Here is a 14119-nt window from a genome sequence, read left to right on the forward strand (position 1 = left end):
GCGGTTGCCCTTCTCGTCGCTGGTTCGGTGTCCGGCCGGTGGTGTCGGCCGGTCAGGTGGGCTGGGGGTGGCCGAAGAGGAGGTCGTAGCCGGGCGGGAGCTGGAGCAGGACGTCCCGGATGAGGATGCCTCCGGCTGCGGCGGCCACGGTGGAGAGGACTGCGCCGATGTCCCACAGGGCCGTCGTCTCGGTGGCGCCTTCGATCCAGGCTGCGGTCGCGCGGACGAAGCGTTCGGGGGAGAGCGGCTCCGCGGCCTGCAGGGGGTTGAGGAGGATCAGGGCGTAGGTCTCGGGGAGCCGGGCGGCGAGCTCGGCCCGCACGGTGCCGACCAGGTGGGCGCCCAGCAGGGCGAGGACGACGCGGGCTGCGCGTTCGGCTTCTTCCCGGGTCCGGTACTCGCCGCGTTCCTGGACGTGGTCCAGGAACGCTTCCCGGCGCATCGACATCTCACGTCACCTCCATGGGAGGGGTGAAAGGGGCCAAGGGGTGCGGAGGACGGGGTGCCGGAGGGGGATCGGGTTCCCCGTCCTCCGCCGCAGGTACCGGCCGGATCAGCCGGAGATCTGCTTGCGGCCCGCCTCGCCGCCGATGGCGATCTTCCGAGGCTTGGCGCGCTCGGCGATCGGGATCCGCAGGGTCAGGACACCCGCGTCGTAGTCGGCCTCGATGCGCTCGGTGTCGAGCGTGTCGGCCAGCATGATCTGACGGGAGAAGACACCGAGAGGGCGCTCGGAGAGCTCCATCTGCACGCCGTCGGACTTCTCCACGGGCCGGCGCTCGGCCTTCACGGTCAGCATGTTCCGCTCGACGTCGATGTCGATCGCCTCGGTGCTCACACCGGGCAGGTCGAAGGCGATCACGTACACGTCGCCGTCGCGGTAGGCGTCCATCGGCATCACGGACGGCTTCGACCACGTGCCCGACGTACCCGAAAGCTGCTGGACGATCCGGTCCATCTCGCGGAACGGGTCGGTGCGCATCAACATCGCGAAACACCTCCAGTTGGTTCAGGCAGGAACTGCCAATGCGCTTCAACGTGCTTCCGTTGTAACATGTCATCGAAACGATGACAAGCAAGCAGTCATCTGGAGGATGACAGACCACGGAGACCGCCATGACCGAGGCCGCAGAGCCGACTGCACCCGTCACCTTCCTGGCCGCCGCCGCGGCACTGGAGACCATCAACCAGGCCGTCAAGGACGCGCAGCAAGCTTCCACAAGCACGTCGGCAGCGGCACCGGCCGCGGGCCCGCACCCGGCCCTGGCGGCGCTGCTGATGCTCCGCGAGGTCCGCGAGCAGCTCGTCGGCTGGGAAACCGGCCTGATCGAGAACGCCCGCGGCCAGGGCGCCAGCTGGGCCGACCTCGCCGGCCCCCTCGGAGTCGCCAGCCGCCAGGCCGCAGAACGCCGCTACCTCCGAAGGCGCCCCGGCAAAGCCGGAAGCACCAGCGAGGAACGCGTCCAGGCCACCCGCGACACCCGGGCCGCCGACCGCAGCGTGGACACCTGGGCCCGCGACAACGCCGCCGACCTGCGCCGCCTCGCCGGCCAGATCACCGCCCTGGCCGGCCTGCCCGCCGGCGCCGAAGGCGCCATAGACGACCTGGACCAGGCCCTCGCCCACAACGACACCGCCCGCCTCGTGCGCCCCCTGGCCGACACCCGGCCCCACCTGCGGCCCGAGGACGCCGAGCTCGCCGAGCGCATCGACGCCCTCACCCGCCACACCGACCAGCTTCGCCGGCACACCCACGACCAGCGCAGCCCGTGATCCGCAATCGATACGGCACGGCCCCGGCCCGGACGTGAGTCACCGCCCGCTCTCCGGGCGCCTGCTCTGCCCTTGCGCGGCGGTCGCGACGGCCACGGGCTCCTGGTGGGCGCCCTGGCCGAGTGGACCCGCTGTCGGATCGGGGAGGTGGACGGGCATGCGGCACCCGCGGAGGCCCGAGCCGCGCGACGGGGGCAAGGAGCGCAGCACGGTGGTCTTGGACGTGCGGGGCATGGTCCGGGCCACTCAGCAGAACACCGTCGCTGCCGTGCCGGGCCGCCGGCCGAGGGTGCTGGACGTCGAGGTGAACTCGGTCGCGCAGTCGGCCACGGTCGTCTTCGACCCCCGCCGGACAGCGGCAGGGCGGCGACGTCGCCACCCTGCCCCAACAAGGGTCCCGGCATGGTCACGACCCGGGCAGCCACAGCAGCCTCAGGCGGCACGGGCCCGGGAGGCAGCTGCCCGCAGGCCTCGGCCGTCGGGGCCCTGGCGGGCGTGGGACGAGCTGGGGGCGGGAAGCCGGCGCTGGCGGACGTTCCACGAGGCCATCCGGACCGCGCCGGGCATGTGCGCCAGGCCCTGAGGGGCGGGCAGCATCCGTTCGCCGTCGCACTCGGGTGCGTGGCCTACGCTGTGCTGGAACTCGGCGCCCCCTCCCCGCCCGACGACCGCTTGGACCAAAATCCGGACCAGCTCACACCCAAGAGCCTTGCGCAGCGCCGTTTTCCCAGGTCAGCGTGGGTCGACTGCTGTACCACCAGGCGACCAAAAGGGCCTGGTCCTGCTGGCGGCCGTCGGCTTCGACCTCTACAACAAGCGCAAGGCCGGAGCCTGACGCTCTGGCAGTGGCCGCGCGTGCTTCACGGTCCGGGGGTCATGGTGGTCTGTTCGTCGGTGAGGCGGGCCCTCCAGTCACTGACGTATGCATCGGGTATGGAGGCCAGGCGGGCGATCTCCGCGTCCCCGCGTCCGTCGGACCAGGCCAGGATCCGCGTCACGGTGCGGTTACGTGCGGCTCGAAAGTCCTTGAGCATGATTTCGAGGCGTTCGACTTCCTCGCCCTCGTGGACAAGTTGCCGGTCAACGGCGGAGCGTTCCGCGCCGCGCAGCCGCCGGAGATGGGCGGTCAGGCCCGTCAGGGCCAGCCCGTGTTCGTGCGCGGCGTTTTGAAACGTTTCGGCCAGGGACACCAGCACGCAGTCGGGGACGTCGGCGAGGGTGGCTCCGAGGGGCTTGGCCGCCTCCCAGGTGTCCCGCCCGGCCTCCGTCGTCTCCAGCCAGACGCGGGCGTCTGTCGGAGTACGGTCGCCGCAGGCCCGTGCCCGGTGGGCGTACAGGGCGGCGCGGTGGCCGTAGAAGGTGAAGCCGTCCTCTATCTGCCGGTCGGCGTCGCGGCAGATCCGGCCCGGTACGCCGCCGTAGCCGTTCTGGGGGCTGTAGTCGGCGTAGGTGTCGAGTTCCGCGTCCGTGGCCAGGTCCCAGGAGGGGTCGCACAGCCCGGGGTTGGCGGCCAGGAAGGCGCCGACCTCGACGCGCCAGGCCGGGACCGGTGTGGTACGCGGTCTGGGCCAGAGGAGTTCCCCGGAGGGGTCGAAGGCGGGCGTCGCGGCCTGTTCGATGTCGTCCCATGCGGTGGCCGCCTCGGCCGACCACTCGAGCTCGCCGTCGGGCCCGATCCGGTGGATCGAGTCCACGAGCCGCTGCACGGCGGGCAGGACGCGCACCACGAGCGCGTGCAGTTCCTCGGCGTCGAAGAAGCGCCATGTACAGCCGCGCTGTTCGTCGTGGCTCAGGTGGCCGAGCAGCTGCACCATGATGCCGGGGGCGGGGACGTTCCCGTCTCCGAGTGCCCTGCGGGGGATGCCGGGGAGCCGGCTGCCAGGGGACTCCTGCGGGGCTCGCCAGTCGGTGTCGCCGAACCAGACGGCGCCGTCGCGAGCGTCCACCGCCAGCCACTGTTGGTAGCCGACTCCCGGGCCGTAACGCTGGTCCTGCTGTTCGGCGTTCTCGTCGTGCCATACGTACTCGGCCGGGGGCGGGTCCAGCTCTGCGGCCATGAAGCCGTCCTCGGGGCGGTAGCCGGTGAGGACGTGCGCCGTTCCCGGCACGCTGTCGGCTGCGGTCATGAGGGGTTTCCTCTCGGTGGAACGTCAACCGCGGCAAACGTAGTGCGCCTGTCACACAATAGTTTAACTTTCAGCCACAGTGTCCGGTAGTCGGACACGATGGGAAGTACGGCGTGCCGGTGAGGTCTACGCGCGTGCGACGGCCGTCAAGTTGGCCGCTTTTCGCGTTCCCCCACGATCCGTTCACCCGCTTGACCCCGGGACACCGTGCGCCTTACGCGAGCGCGGCCAACGCCTGGGCGGCGAGCATCTCCTCCAGGTCCAGGACGACGCGCGGGGCGTGCCGGGTGTCGATGCGGACGGCGTAGATGAAGCGCGTCAGCTGCGGCTCGGCCAAGGGGCGGGCCACCACCTGGGTGTGGGTGCGGGGCAGGGCGAGTCGCGGCATGACGGCCACGCACAGGCCCGCGGCCACGAACCCCAGCACGGTGTTGAAGTCGTCCCCCTCGTATTGCAGGCGGGCTTGGAAGCCGGGCGTGTTGGCCATCTGCGAGAGCAGTTCCAGGCGCAGCGCGGCCTCCGGAGCGGCGATCCACGTCTCGGAGGCGAGGCTGGCCAGGTCGATGACCTCCCGGTCGGCCAGGCGGTGGCGCGCCGGGACGACGGCCACCACCGGATCCCGTGCGACCAGCGTCCGGCGCAGCATCCGCGGCGGCGGGACGGGGATGAAGTCGTAGTCGTAGCTGAGCGCCAGGTCCATGTCCCCCCGCTTGAGCCGGTTGTAGCCGGCTTCGGGCTCCAGTTGGCTGAGGCTGACCTGCACGTGGGGGTAGGCCGCGTGGAGTCGGGCCAGCGCCTGCGGAACGATGCCGGTGGCGGCCGAGGCGAAGGCGCCGAGCCGGATCCGTCCGGCCGTCCCGGCGCGCATGGCGCCGAGTTCGACCGACGCCGCCGCCAGCGTGCTGCGGACGCCCTGCTCCGCGCCGAGGAGGACTTCGCCGGCCGGTGTGACGCGAACGGGTCGCCGCTCCAGCACCCTGAGGCCGGCGCGGCGTTCGAGTTCGGCGATCTGCTGGGAGACGGCGGGCGCGCTGTAACCGAGTTCGCGTGCGGCGGCGCTGAAGGAGCCGTGCCGCACGACGGCTTCGAGGGTGGCGAGCAGGCGGGGGTCGAGTCCGTGCACGGAGTTAAGGCTCACTTATCTGTCGCGAAGATCTGTTTTCTTGTGAATGGAGATGAACGCCAGCAGGATTCTTGCTTGCGGCCAAGAAAACGCAAGCCTGCGCTCCCGGACCGCCAACTCCCCTCCCCCGCCGTCCCGGTGGCCTCCGTCCGCACCGCCTCGCCACCCACCGCCGCCTGCCGTGGCGGTGGCGGCCGGCTCGACTCCGGCTGTCTACGGTCACCCCTCATGCCCCGAAAGGAAGTGGTATGACCCAGCCACCGCTCATCGGACTCACCACCTACCTCGCCCAAGCCCAGTGGGGTGAGTGGGACCTGCCCGCCGCAGTGCTGCCCGCGGCCTACGCGGACTGCGTCCGGGCGGCCGGCGGCCGCGCCGTACTGCTGCCGCCGGACGCGCCGGAGGCCGCGGCCGACGTCGTCGAGCGTCTGGACGCGATCCTCCTGGCGGGAGGCGAGGATCTGGATCCCGCCCTGTACGGAGCCGTGCCCCATCCGCGTACCGGGCCGCCGGTGCGCGAGCGCGACGCATGGGAGCGGGCCGTGCTGACCGCCGGCCTCGCCCGCGACATACCCGTGCTCGGGGTGTGCCGGGGGATGCAGCTGATGAACGTACACGAGGGCGGCACCCTGATCCAGCACCTGCCCGACCGGGTGGGCCACGACGGCCACAACCCCCATCGGGGCCACTTCTGCTCCCACGCCGTGACCACCGTACCCGGGACACGGGTCGGCGCCCTGCTGCCGGGGACGCACCACGTTGCCACGCACCATCATCAGGCGGTGGACCGCCTCGGCGCGGGACTGGTCGTCGCCGCCCGTGCGGCGGACGGCACCGTCGAGGCGATCGAGAGCACCCGGCACCGCTTCGCCGTGGGCGTCCAGTGGCACCCGGAGATGGGCGACGACGCGCCGGTCTTGCGGGCCCTGGTGGCTGCCGCGGGCTCCGCCGGAGGTACCGGTCCTGCACGGACGGCCGGACGGAACACGCGCACGGTGCGAAACGCGCCGGGCCGGACTTTCCCGGCACAGGTGCCTTGACACCCCGGGGCGGACCCCCCAGGATCACACCGTGAACCTGTCAGACAGCCAGACAGGTGGCCCCCTTCCGCGGCGCGTCAGTGCCATGGAAGCGGTCTTCGGCCACCTGCGCAGCGCCATCGAGCGCGGTGAGTACGCCGTGGGCGACAAGCTCCCCTCGGAAGCCGAGTTGTGCCGCACCCTGGAGGTCAGCCGACCCGTACTGCGGGAGGCCCTCCGGGCCCTGCAGGCCATGGGGTTGACCGTGTCCAAGAGCGGCAAGGGCACGTTCGTCCTGGCGAACACGGTCGATGAGCCCACCTTCGGCGACTACGCCGCCAGCGACCTGCTGGAAGTGCGCCGGCACGTCGAGATCCCGGTCGCCGGGTACGCAGCGCTGCGCCGCACCCCCGAGGACCTGGACCACCTGGGCCATCTGCTGGACCGGATGGAGCAGGAGACCGACACCACCGCGTGGGTGGCGATGGACACCGTGTTCCACCTGGCCGTGGCCGAGGCCTCCCGCAACCCCGTCTTCCGCCGCGTCATCGAGGAGATCCGCGACGCACTGGCGCGTCAGTCGACCTTCCTCAACGAACTGGGCGGCCGGCGCGAGCAGTCCAACTGCGAGCACCGGGCGATCCTGGAGGCGCTGGCCGACGGCAGCGAGCACGACGCGGTGGAGGCCATGTCCCACCACCTGCTCCGGGTCGAGACGACCCTTACCGACATCGTGCGCTCCCAGCGCACGACCGCCCCTACAGAAGGCAGACCCGAGGCGTGAGCGAGCAGTTCCTCAAAGACGAGAAGCGCCCCACGACCCGTCACGTCGACGCCGGTGACACCGGCTACAGCAAGTCCTTGAAACCCCGCCACGTCAACATGATCGCCATCGGCGGCGCGATCGGTACCGGGCTCTTCCTCGGCGCGGGCGGACGCCTCGCCGAGGCCGGGCCCTCCCTGTTCATCGCCTACGCCGTCTGCGGGATCTTCGCGTTCCTCGTCGTGCGCGCTCTCGGCGAGCTGGTCCTGTACCGGCCGTCCTCCGGCGCCTTCGTCTCCTACGCCCGTGAGTTCATGGGGGAGAAGGGCGCGTACACCGCGGGCTGGATGTACTTCCTCAACTGGGCGACCACCGGCATCGCCGACATCACCGCCGTCGCCACGTACACCCACTACTGGCACCTGTTCTCCGATGTCCCCCAGTGGGTGATCGCCCTCATAGCCCTGGCCGTGGTCCTCACCGTGAACCTCATCTCGGTGCGGATCTTCGGCGAACTGGAGTTCTGGTTCGCCATCGTCAAGGTCGGCGCCCTGGTCGTCTTCATGGGGATCGCGATCTTCCTCCTGGCGACCCGGCACCCCGTCGACGGCGCCGTCCCCGGCCCCGCCCTGATCACAGGCAACGGCGGGATATTCCCCAACGGCCTGCTCCCCATGCTGCTGATCATCCAGGGCGTCGTCTTCGCCTACGCCTCCGTCGAACTGGTCGGCGTCACGGCCGGCGAGACCGAGAAGCCCGAGGAGATCATGCCGAAGGCGATCAACTCGATCATGTGGCGCGTGGGCCTCTTCTACGTCGGCTCGGTCGTCCTGCTGTCGATGCTGATGCCCTGGAGCAGCTACAGCGCGGGCCAGAGCCCGTTCGTGACCGTGCTCTCCCACATCGGCGTCCCGGCGGCCGCCGACGTGATGAACCTGGTCGTCCTCACCGCGGCCATGTCCTCGCTCAACTCCGGCCTCTACTCCACCGGCCGCATCCTGCGCTCGATGGCCGTCAACGGCTCCGCCCCGCAGTTCACCGCACGGCTCAGCCGCACCCAGGTCCCCTACGGCGGCATCCTCCTCACCAGCGGCATGTGCGTCCTGGGCGTCGGGCTCAACTTCGTGGTCCCCGCCGACGCGTTCGAGATCGTCCTCAACCTCGCCGCGATCGGCATCCTCGCCACCTGGGGCGTGATCATGGTCTGCCACCTCCTCTTCTGGCGGAAGACCCGCAACGGTGAACTCACCCGCCCCTCCTACCGCCTGCCCGGCTCCCCCTGGACCGAACTCGTGACGCTGGCCTTCCTCGCCTCCGTCCTGGTCCTCATGTACGCCGACGGAGGCGCGGGGCGCACCACCGTGCTGTGCGTACCGCTGATCGCCGCGGCGCTGGTCGCCGGCTGGTACGCGGTCCGCGGCCGCGTGGCGCGCGCCGCCGCCCGGAGCGACGGCTGAGCCGGGCGCCCGCCCGTCCGCCTGCGCCCGGGGGTGCCGGTCGCCACCCCCTGTCAGCAGCGACCCACCACAGAACGAGGCAGTGATGCGCAGCAGTTTCCCCGCGGACGCGCCCGCGATCCGCGAGCCCCGGCACGCCCCCGTCGCCCACGTCATGCGGGGCGGCATGATCGAGGGGGTCCACTACGGTTCCGTCGCCGTCCTCGACGGCGAGGGCGAGGTCCGGACCAGCATCGGAGACATCGAGGCCGCCTGCTATCCACGCTCGGCACTCAAGCCGGTCCAGGCCGTCGCCATGGTGCGGGCCGGCCTGCCGCTCGACGGAGCCCTGCTCGCCCTCGCGATGGGCAGTCACTCCGGCGAGGAGCACCACCTCTCGGGTGTCCGGCTGGTCCTGGAGCTGGCCGGTCTCACCGAGGCCGACCTGCGCAACGTCCCCGACCTGCCCTACGGCCCGGCCGTCCGCGACGCCTGGCTGCGCGAGGGCCGCGGGCCGTCCCGGCTCGCCCAGAACTGTTCCGGCAAGCACGCGGCGATGCTGTACCTGTGCAAGCTGTCCGGGTGGCCCCCGGAGAGCTACCTCGACGCGAACCACCCGCTCCAGAGGGCGATCGCCCAGGTCGTCGAGGAGCTCACCGGCCAGCACATCGCGAACGTCACCGTCGACGGCTGCGGATCCCCGCTGTTCGCGGTGTCCCTGCACGGCTTGGCCCGCGCCGCCGCCCGCATCGCCACCGCCGCCCCGGACACCGCCGAGCACCGCGTGGCCAACGCCCTGCGCCTCCACCCGGAGATGGCCTCCGGTACCGGGCGGGACACCGCCGCGCTGATGCGCGCGGTGCCCGGGCTGCTGGCCAAGGACGGCTTCGAGGGCGTCCAGGTGGCCGCGCTGCCCGACGGCCGGGCCGTCGCCGTGAAGGTCGCCGACGGGGCCGACCGCGCGCGTACGGCAGTGACGGCCGCCGCCCTCGCACGTGCGGGAGTCGAGCCCCGGCTGCTCGCCGGGTTCACGGGCGAGCCCGTCACCGGTGGCGGCCGGACCGTCGGCGGCATCCGGCCGGTAGCGGCCCTGAACCCGCCCGGCGCCCCCGTCACCGCAACCGCCTGACACCCGCCTGCCCCTCTCCCCACCTTCGATCCGCTCACCTCAGGAAGAGGATCCGTACACCCGTGATCGCCTTGACCGCCTCCAGCCGCACCGAACACGACCTGCTCGGAGACCGCGACGTCCCCGCCGACGCCTACTGGGGTGTCCACACCCTGCGCGCCACCGAGAACTTCCCCATCACCGGCACGCCCATCTCCACCTACCCGCACCTGATCGACGCCCTCGCCGCCGTCAAAGAGGCCGCGGCCCTCGCCAACGGGGAACTCGGCCTGCTGGAGCCCACGAAGGCGGCCGTCATCGTCGCCGCCTGCCAGGAGATCCGCGGCGGCGAGCTCCACGACCAGTTCGTCGTCGACGTGATCCAGGGCGGCGCCGGCACCTCGACCAACATGAACGCCAACGAGGTCATCGCCAACCGCGCGCTGGAGCTGCTGGGCCACTCCAGGGGCGAGTACGGACACCTGCACCCCAACGAGGACGTCAACCTCGGCCAGTCCACCAACGACGTCTACCCGACCGCCGTGCGGATCGCGACCGTCTTCGCGGTGCGCGGTCTCCTCGACGCCATGGCCGTCCTGCAGAACGCCTTCGCCCGCAAGGCCGCCGAGTTCCACGATGTCCTGAAGATGGGCCGCACCCAGCTCCAGGACGCCGTGCCGATGACGCTCGGGCAGGAGTTCTCCGCCTTCGCCGTCATGCTGGACGAGGACCGCAGCCGGCTCGCGGAGGCCCTCGGACTGATCCACGAGATCAACCTCGGCGCCACCGCCATCGGCACCGGTCTCAACGCCCCGGCCGGATACGCCGAGGCCGCCCGCCGCCACCTCGCCGACATCACCGGCCTGCCCCTGGTCACCGCTCCCGACCTGGTCGAAGCCACCCAGGACTGCGGCGCCTTCGTCCAGATGTCCGGCGTCCTCAAGCGCGTCGCCGTCAAGCTGTCCAAGACCTGCAACGACCTGCGCCTGCTGTCCTCCGGGCCCCGCGCCGGACTCGGCGAGATCAACCTGCCCCCGGTCCAGGCCGGTTCCAGCATCATGCCCGGCAAGGTCAACCCCGTGATCCCCGAGGTCGTCAACCAGGTCGCCTTCGAGGTCATCGGCAACGACATCACCATCACCATGGCCGCCGAAGCCGGACAGCTCCAGCTCAACGCCTTCGAGCCGGTCATCCTGCACTCGCTGTCCAAGTCCGTCACTCACCTGCGCGCGGCCTGCCTCACCCTCGCGGAACGCTGCGTGAGCGGCATCACCGCCAACACCGAGATGCTGCGCGCCACCGTCGAGAACTCCATCGGCCTGGTGACCGCCCTGAACCCGCACATCGGATACACCGCCGCCACCGACATCGCCAAGGAGGCCCTGGCCACCGGCCGGGGCGTGGCCGAGCTGGTCCTGGAACGGGGGCTGCTGCCGGCCGAGCGGCTCGCCTCCCTGCTGCGCCCCGAGGTGCTCGCGGGAACCGCCCCGGCCCGTCCCTGACCGGGACCGGACTGGGACCGGACTGGGTCCGCCCGGTCGGAGCGCGGGGTGCGGCGGGTGGACGTGGTCGTGCGGGGCGGATACGGCCCGAGGTGGCGACGCCCACGATCGCCGCCGAGCACCTCCCGGGCCGCGCCGACGTCGGCCAGCGCCTTGAGGCCGCGATGGCGCCTCGCGTGCCACCCGCCGGCGATCGGCGGCTCCCTCTGGGTGAGGGGGACCGGGCTTGCGGTGTCGTCACGGGAGGACTGCGCGGCAACCGGCGCCACGCGCGGTGCATACCGCGAGGACCGACCGGACCCGGTCAGCGGATCGTGTGCCGCAAGCCGATCCGGGTCTGGCATCCGCTCCATAGCGGAGCCCAGGTCAGCGACTTGGTGCTCGTCTGTTCTCCTGGGTCCCCACTGGTGGTCAGGCGTGCTTGTCCGCGGGGTGGTGGGTGGGCTGGACCGACCAGGTCGGGGGTTCGTCGTTGCCCGACTCTTCGTCGCTTTCCGCGTTGGCGAAGGTTGCGTGGATCTTGCCCGGGGCGTGGTGGACCGGGGCGTAGACGGCGTAGAGCTGGATGGGCTCGTCCCCGGTGTTGGTGACGTTGTGCCACGTGCCGGCGGGTACGAAGACCGCCCAGCCGTCCTCGACCTCCTGATCGAAGTCGAGGCGGTCCTTCGTGCTGCCCATCTGAACGCGGCCGCGACCCGCGTCGAGCCGGAGGAACTGGTCGGTCTCCGGGTGCGCCTCCAGGCCGATGTCCTCGCCCACCGGGATCGACATGAGGGTCAGCTGGAGGTACTTCCCGGACCAGGCGACCGAGCGGTAGTTGGTGTTCTCCAGCGTCGCCTGCTCGAGGTCGAAACTCTGAGGTTCGGGCCCGATGTCCTTGATGGTCATGCTTCTCTCCCGGTCGACGGAGGTGGTACGCGTTCCGGCACAGGTTTTGCGCCGGGCCAACCCTTCCAGACTGACCGGGATGTTTTGGCCCGACGCCAGTGCCACTCGAGCCGGGCTGTCACGGGCCCCGGGCACACGCGGCAGCTCGGCGTCGAAGTGGAGCGGGAGCCTGTCGACGTTGATGACTTCGATGTCAGAGCCAAGTGAGACCGTCTGCCCGGGAGCTCGCCGAGATCACGTCGGACACCGAGGCGACGATCGAGTATCTCCAGGCGGCTGACCTCCACGAGCGAACCGCCCGTCGTGAACGGGCTCCAGACCAGTCATGAGGTCTACGGCTACGTCCAGTCCGGCGGGCAGCACCGCGGGCTGGCCCGGCGGTCGGGCGGATACTGGGCACGGCTGGGAGGGGCGCCCCTGGGTGAGCGGGGCTTGTCGCGCAGGCGGCAACAGGTGAGCGGACTCAGGGCTCGATGACAAGGCGTTCGATGAGGTTGCCACGGAGTGTGAACTGGTAGCGCAGATCGATGGTGCCGCCGGGGAAGTTGCCTTCGAGGTGGTGGGTGGCGATGTAGTGGGTCGCGTCGGTCTGCTGAGCGTTCGCGAGGTGGATGGTGTAGGTGAATTCGGTGGCGGATCGGCCGAGCCACCCCTCGATCGCCTTGTTGCCCTCGTAGGTGTTGCCGTCGTCGATCACCGTGGCTTCGCGGGTGAACGCCGCGATTGCGGTTGCGGTGTCGTGGGCGCGGTGCGCTGTGAGGTAGCGGGTGATCACCTCGGGCAGGGTGTCCGGGGTGATGGTTCGGGGCTGGTTGTCGTGCATGACGTTCCTCGGTGTGGTGGCGGGTTCAGACGGTGGGGGTGGTGCCGCCGTCGATGACGTGTTCGGCGCCGACGATGGCCGAGGCGCGGTCGGAGACGAGGAAGGCGACGAGCTCGGCGACCTCCTCGGGCCGGTTGGGGCGGCCGAGAGGGATGCCGCCCAGGGAGTCCATGAGCCGGCCCAGCGCGGCTTCCTGGGTGACGTCTGCCTCCTGTGCGATCCGGGCGATGAGGTTGTCGGCGGCGGAGGTCTGCACGAAGCCGGGCGAGACGGTGTTGACGCGGACGCCGTGCGGGGCGACCTCGTTCGCCAGGCCCTTGCTGTAGGTGGTCAGGGCGGCCTTGGCTGCGGCGTAGGCCAGAGTTCCGTTCCACAGCGGCATGCGGCGCTGGATCGAGGTGACGTGCACGACTGCGCCCTTGCCCGTGGCGATCATGTGCGGCAGGAGCGCGCGGTCCAGACGAACGGCGGCCAGCAGGTTCGTGTTCAGCTCCCTCGCCCAGTCGTCCTCTCCGAGCGCCGCGAACCCGCCGGCCGGTGCCTCGGACCCGCCGAGGGTGTTGACCAGGATGTCGACGCCTCCCACGCGGGCCCCCACCTCGGCGGCTACGTCTGCGGCGCCCTGGGCGGTGGACAGGTCGGCGGTGACGAACGTCTTCTCCTCCACGTCGTCGGGGCGGCTGCGGGCGGTGACCAGTACGGTCGCGCCGGCCTGGGCCAGACGCCGGGCAATGGCGGCTCCAGTACCCTTGGTGCCTCCGGTGACCAGAGCGCGCCGGCCTTCGAGAGATTCGCTGATGGATGCGGTCACGCTGTGCTCCGTTCCCGGGTGCGGGGCGCAGAGGGCGCCCCATCCCTTGTTACTGCTAAAATGGAAGTCACTAACTTCGACTTTAGCAGTAACTGAGGGGATGGTCGCCTTGCCAAGCCGGATCAGGCTGGAGGACCGGGAATGCCCGCTGTCCACGACGGTGGAACACGTCGGCGAGTGGTGGACGCTGCTGATCCTCCACGACGCCTTCGACGGCTACACCCGCTTCGACCAGTTCCAGGAGAGCCTGGGCATCTCCTCCAGCATGCTCACCACCCGGCTCAAAACCCTCGTCGCGGACGGACTACTGGAGCGCCGGCCCTACCAGACCAACCCCGTGCGCCACGAGTACGTCCTCACCGAACTCGGACACTCCCTGCGACCGGTGATCGTCGCCCTGGCCGCGTGGGGAAACTCCCGCCTCACACCGGCCGAACGCAGCATGATCCTCGTCAACGCGCACAGCGGCGAGGAAGTCGAGCCCGTCGTCGTCGACGCCAAGACCGGCCGCCGGCTCGACGACAGCGACACCTACGTCTTCACCGCAGGCCCCGCAGCCAGCGACGCCATGCGCCACCGCTACGCGACGCGGCCGGCCACACCCTCGGAGGCGTAGCGATGCCGCGGCCAAGCACCGAACGTTTCCAAGAACCGCGATCAGCGCCTCGGCCGATGTGGCGTCGGCTGCGGGGACCGTCGCACCGGCCGCAACGGCGGGTGGCGAGTGCCATGAATCCTGATGGACCC

The 14119-nt window shown here is 70.9% G+C and carries 14 protein-coding genes; 7 read left to right on the top strand and 7 right to left on the bottom strand.

The genetic code is table 11. The features are described from left to right. Positions 1-52 precede the first annotated feature (52 nt). Together JYK04_RS06725 and JYK04_RS06730 are read right to left on the bottom strand one after the other, a co-directional pair. A complete protein-coding gene (locus tag JYK04_RS06725; RefSeq protein ID WP_073796624.1) occupies positions 53-448 on the bottom strand; it encodes a DUF2267 domain-containing protein in 396 nt (131 codons plus the stop codon). Positions 449-553: 105 nt separating this feature from the next. After that, positions 554-988, bottom strand: a complete 435-nt coding sequence (locus tag JYK04_RS06730; protein ID WP_189733902.1) for an Hsp20/alpha crystallin family protein — start codon at positions 986-988, stop codon at positions 554-556. Positions 989-1116: 128 nt separating this feature from the next. Between JYK04_RS06730 and JYK04_RS06735 the strand changes: the two genes are divergently transcribed. Further along, on the top strand, positions 1117-1773 hold the full coding sequence (locus JYK04_RS06735; protein WP_189733905.1) for an HSP18 transcriptional regulator: 657 nt from the start codon (positions 1117-1119) through the stop codon (positions 1771-1773). Positions 1774-2633: 860 nt separating this feature from the next. On the opposite strand, the gene JYK04_RS06740 is transcribed toward JYK04_RS06735, so the two are convergent. Beyond that, a complete protein-coding gene (locus JYK04_RS06740; RefSeq protein ID WP_189733907.1) occupies positions 2634-3899 on the bottom strand; it encodes a hypothetical protein in 1266 nt (421 codons plus the stop codon). A 214-nt stretch (positions 3900-4113) separates the two neighbouring features. Then, a complete protein-coding gene (locus JYK04_RS06745) occupies positions 4114-5022 on the bottom strand; it encodes a LysR family transcriptional regulator (RefSeq protein WP_031156599.1) in 909 nt (302 codons plus the stop codon). Between the two features lie 248 nt (positions 5023-5270). Between JYK04_RS06745 and JYK04_RS06750 the strand changes: the two genes are divergently transcribed. The 5 genes from JYK04_RS06750 to aspA all read left to right on the top strand — a co-directional run bounded on the left by JYK04_RS06750 (position 5271) and on the right by aspA (position 10850). Beyond that, on the top strand, positions 5271-6062 hold the full coding sequence (locus JYK04_RS06750) for a gamma-glutamyl-gamma-aminobutyrate hydrolase family protein (protein ID WP_189733908.1): 792 nt from the start codon (positions 5271-5273) through the stop codon (positions 6060-6062). A gap of 31 nt (positions 6063-6093) precedes the next feature. Further along, a complete protein-coding gene (locus JYK04_RS06755) occupies positions 6094-6825 on the top strand; it encodes a FadR/GntR family transcriptional regulator (RefSeq protein ID WP_073796630.1) in 732 nt (243 codons plus the stop codon). Continuing rightward, positions 6822-8261: an amino acid permease gene (locus JYK04_RS06760; RefSeq protein WP_189733911.1), complete on the top strand. Its 1440-nt coding sequence runs from the start codon at positions 6822-6824 to the stop codon at positions 8259-8261. Before JYK04_RS06755 ends, JYK04_RS06760 begins: the two co-directional genes overlap by 4 nt. 85 nt (positions 8262-8346) lie before the next feature. Then, on the top strand, positions 8347-9369 hold the full coding sequence (locus JYK04_RS06765; RefSeq protein ID WP_189733913.1) for an asparaginase: 1023 nt from the start codon (positions 8347-8349) through the stop codon (positions 9367-9369). 71 nt (positions 9370-9440) lie between these two features. Next, entirely contained in the window at positions 9441-10850 is a 1410-nt protein-coding gene (gene aspA, locus JYK04_RS06770) for an aspartate ammonia-lyase (protein ID WP_189734722.1), read from the top strand. Between the two features lie 411 nt (positions 10851-11261). Here aspA and JYK04_RS06775 read toward each other — a convergent pair whose 3' ends face one another. The 3 genes from JYK04_RS06775 to JYK04_RS06785 form a co-directional block, all read right to left on the bottom strand. Next, entirely contained in the window at positions 11262-11738 is a 477-nt protein-coding gene (locus tag JYK04_RS06775; protein ID WP_189733916.1) for a cupin domain-containing protein, read from the bottom strand. A 463-nt stretch (positions 11739-12201) separates the two neighbouring features. After that, on the bottom strand, positions 12202-12561 hold the full coding sequence (locus tag JYK04_RS06780) for a nuclear transport factor 2-like protein (RefSeq protein ID WP_189733919.1): 360 nt from the start codon (positions 12559-12561) through the stop codon (positions 12202-12204). A 25-nt stretch (positions 12562-12586) separates the two neighbouring features. Then, the gene (locus JYK04_RS06785) at positions 12587-13372 is read right to left on the bottom strand and encodes an SDR family oxidoreductase (protein WP_189733922.1); all 786 of its coding nucleotides are present in this window, start codon (positions 13370-13372) and stop codon (positions 12587-12589) included. Between the two features lie 100 nt (positions 13373-13472). Here JYK04_RS06785 and JYK04_RS06790 point away from each other — a divergent pair, with 100 nt between their 5' ends. Next, positions 13473-13988 (top strand): winged helix-turn-helix transcriptional regulator, encoded by a 516-nt coding sequence (locus JYK04_RS06790; RefSeq protein ID WP_189733924.1) that lies wholly within the window; start codon positions 13473-13475, stop codon positions 13986-13988. Positions 13989-14119: the final 131 nt, after the last annotated feature.

It is taken from the genome of Streptomyces nojiriensis (assembly GCF_017639205.1).
In the GTDB taxonomy this organism is placed as follows: Bacteria; Actinomycetota; Actinomycetes; order Streptomycetales; family Streptomycetaceae; genus Streptomyces; species Streptomyces nojiriensis.

Bases quoted from the DNA above. Each gene is read 5' to 3' on its own strand.
- JYK04_RS06765 (WP_189733913.1), top strand. From the start codon at position 8,347: ATGCGCAGCAGTTTCCCCGCGGACGCGCCCGCGATCCGCGAGCCCCGG.
- JYK04_RS06730 (WP_189733902.1), bottom strand. From the start codon at position 988: ATGTTGATGCGCACCGACCCGTTCCGCGAGATGGACCGGATCGTCCAG.
- JYK04_RS06740 (WP_189733907.1), bottom strand. From the start codon at position 3,899: ATGACCGCAGCCGACAGCGTGCCGGGAACGGCGCACGTCCTCACCGGC.
- JYK04_RS06750 (WP_189733908.1), top strand. From the start codon at position 5,271: ATGACCCAGCCACCGCTCATCGGACTCACCACCTACCTCGCCCAAGCC.
- JYK04_RS06735 (WP_189733905.1), top strand. From the start codon at position 1,117: ATGACCGAGGCCGCAGAGCCGACTGCACCCGTCACCTTCCTGGCCGCC.
- JYK04_RS06790 (WP_189733924.1), top strand. From the start codon at position 13,473: ATGGTCGCCTTGCCAAGCCGGATCAGGCTGGAGGACCGGGAATGCCCG.
- JYK04_RS06780 (WP_189733919.1), bottom strand. From the start codon at position 12,561: ATGCACGACAACCAGCCCCGAACCATCACCCCGGACACCCTGCCCGAG.
- JYK04_RS06725 (WP_073796624.1), bottom strand. From the start codon at position 448: ATGTCGATGCGCCGGGAAGCGTTCCTGGACCACGTCCAGGAACGCGGC.
- JYK04_RS06775 (WP_189733916.1), bottom strand. From the start codon at position 11,738: ATGACCATCAAGGACATCGGGCCCGAACCTCAGAGTTTCGACCTCGAG.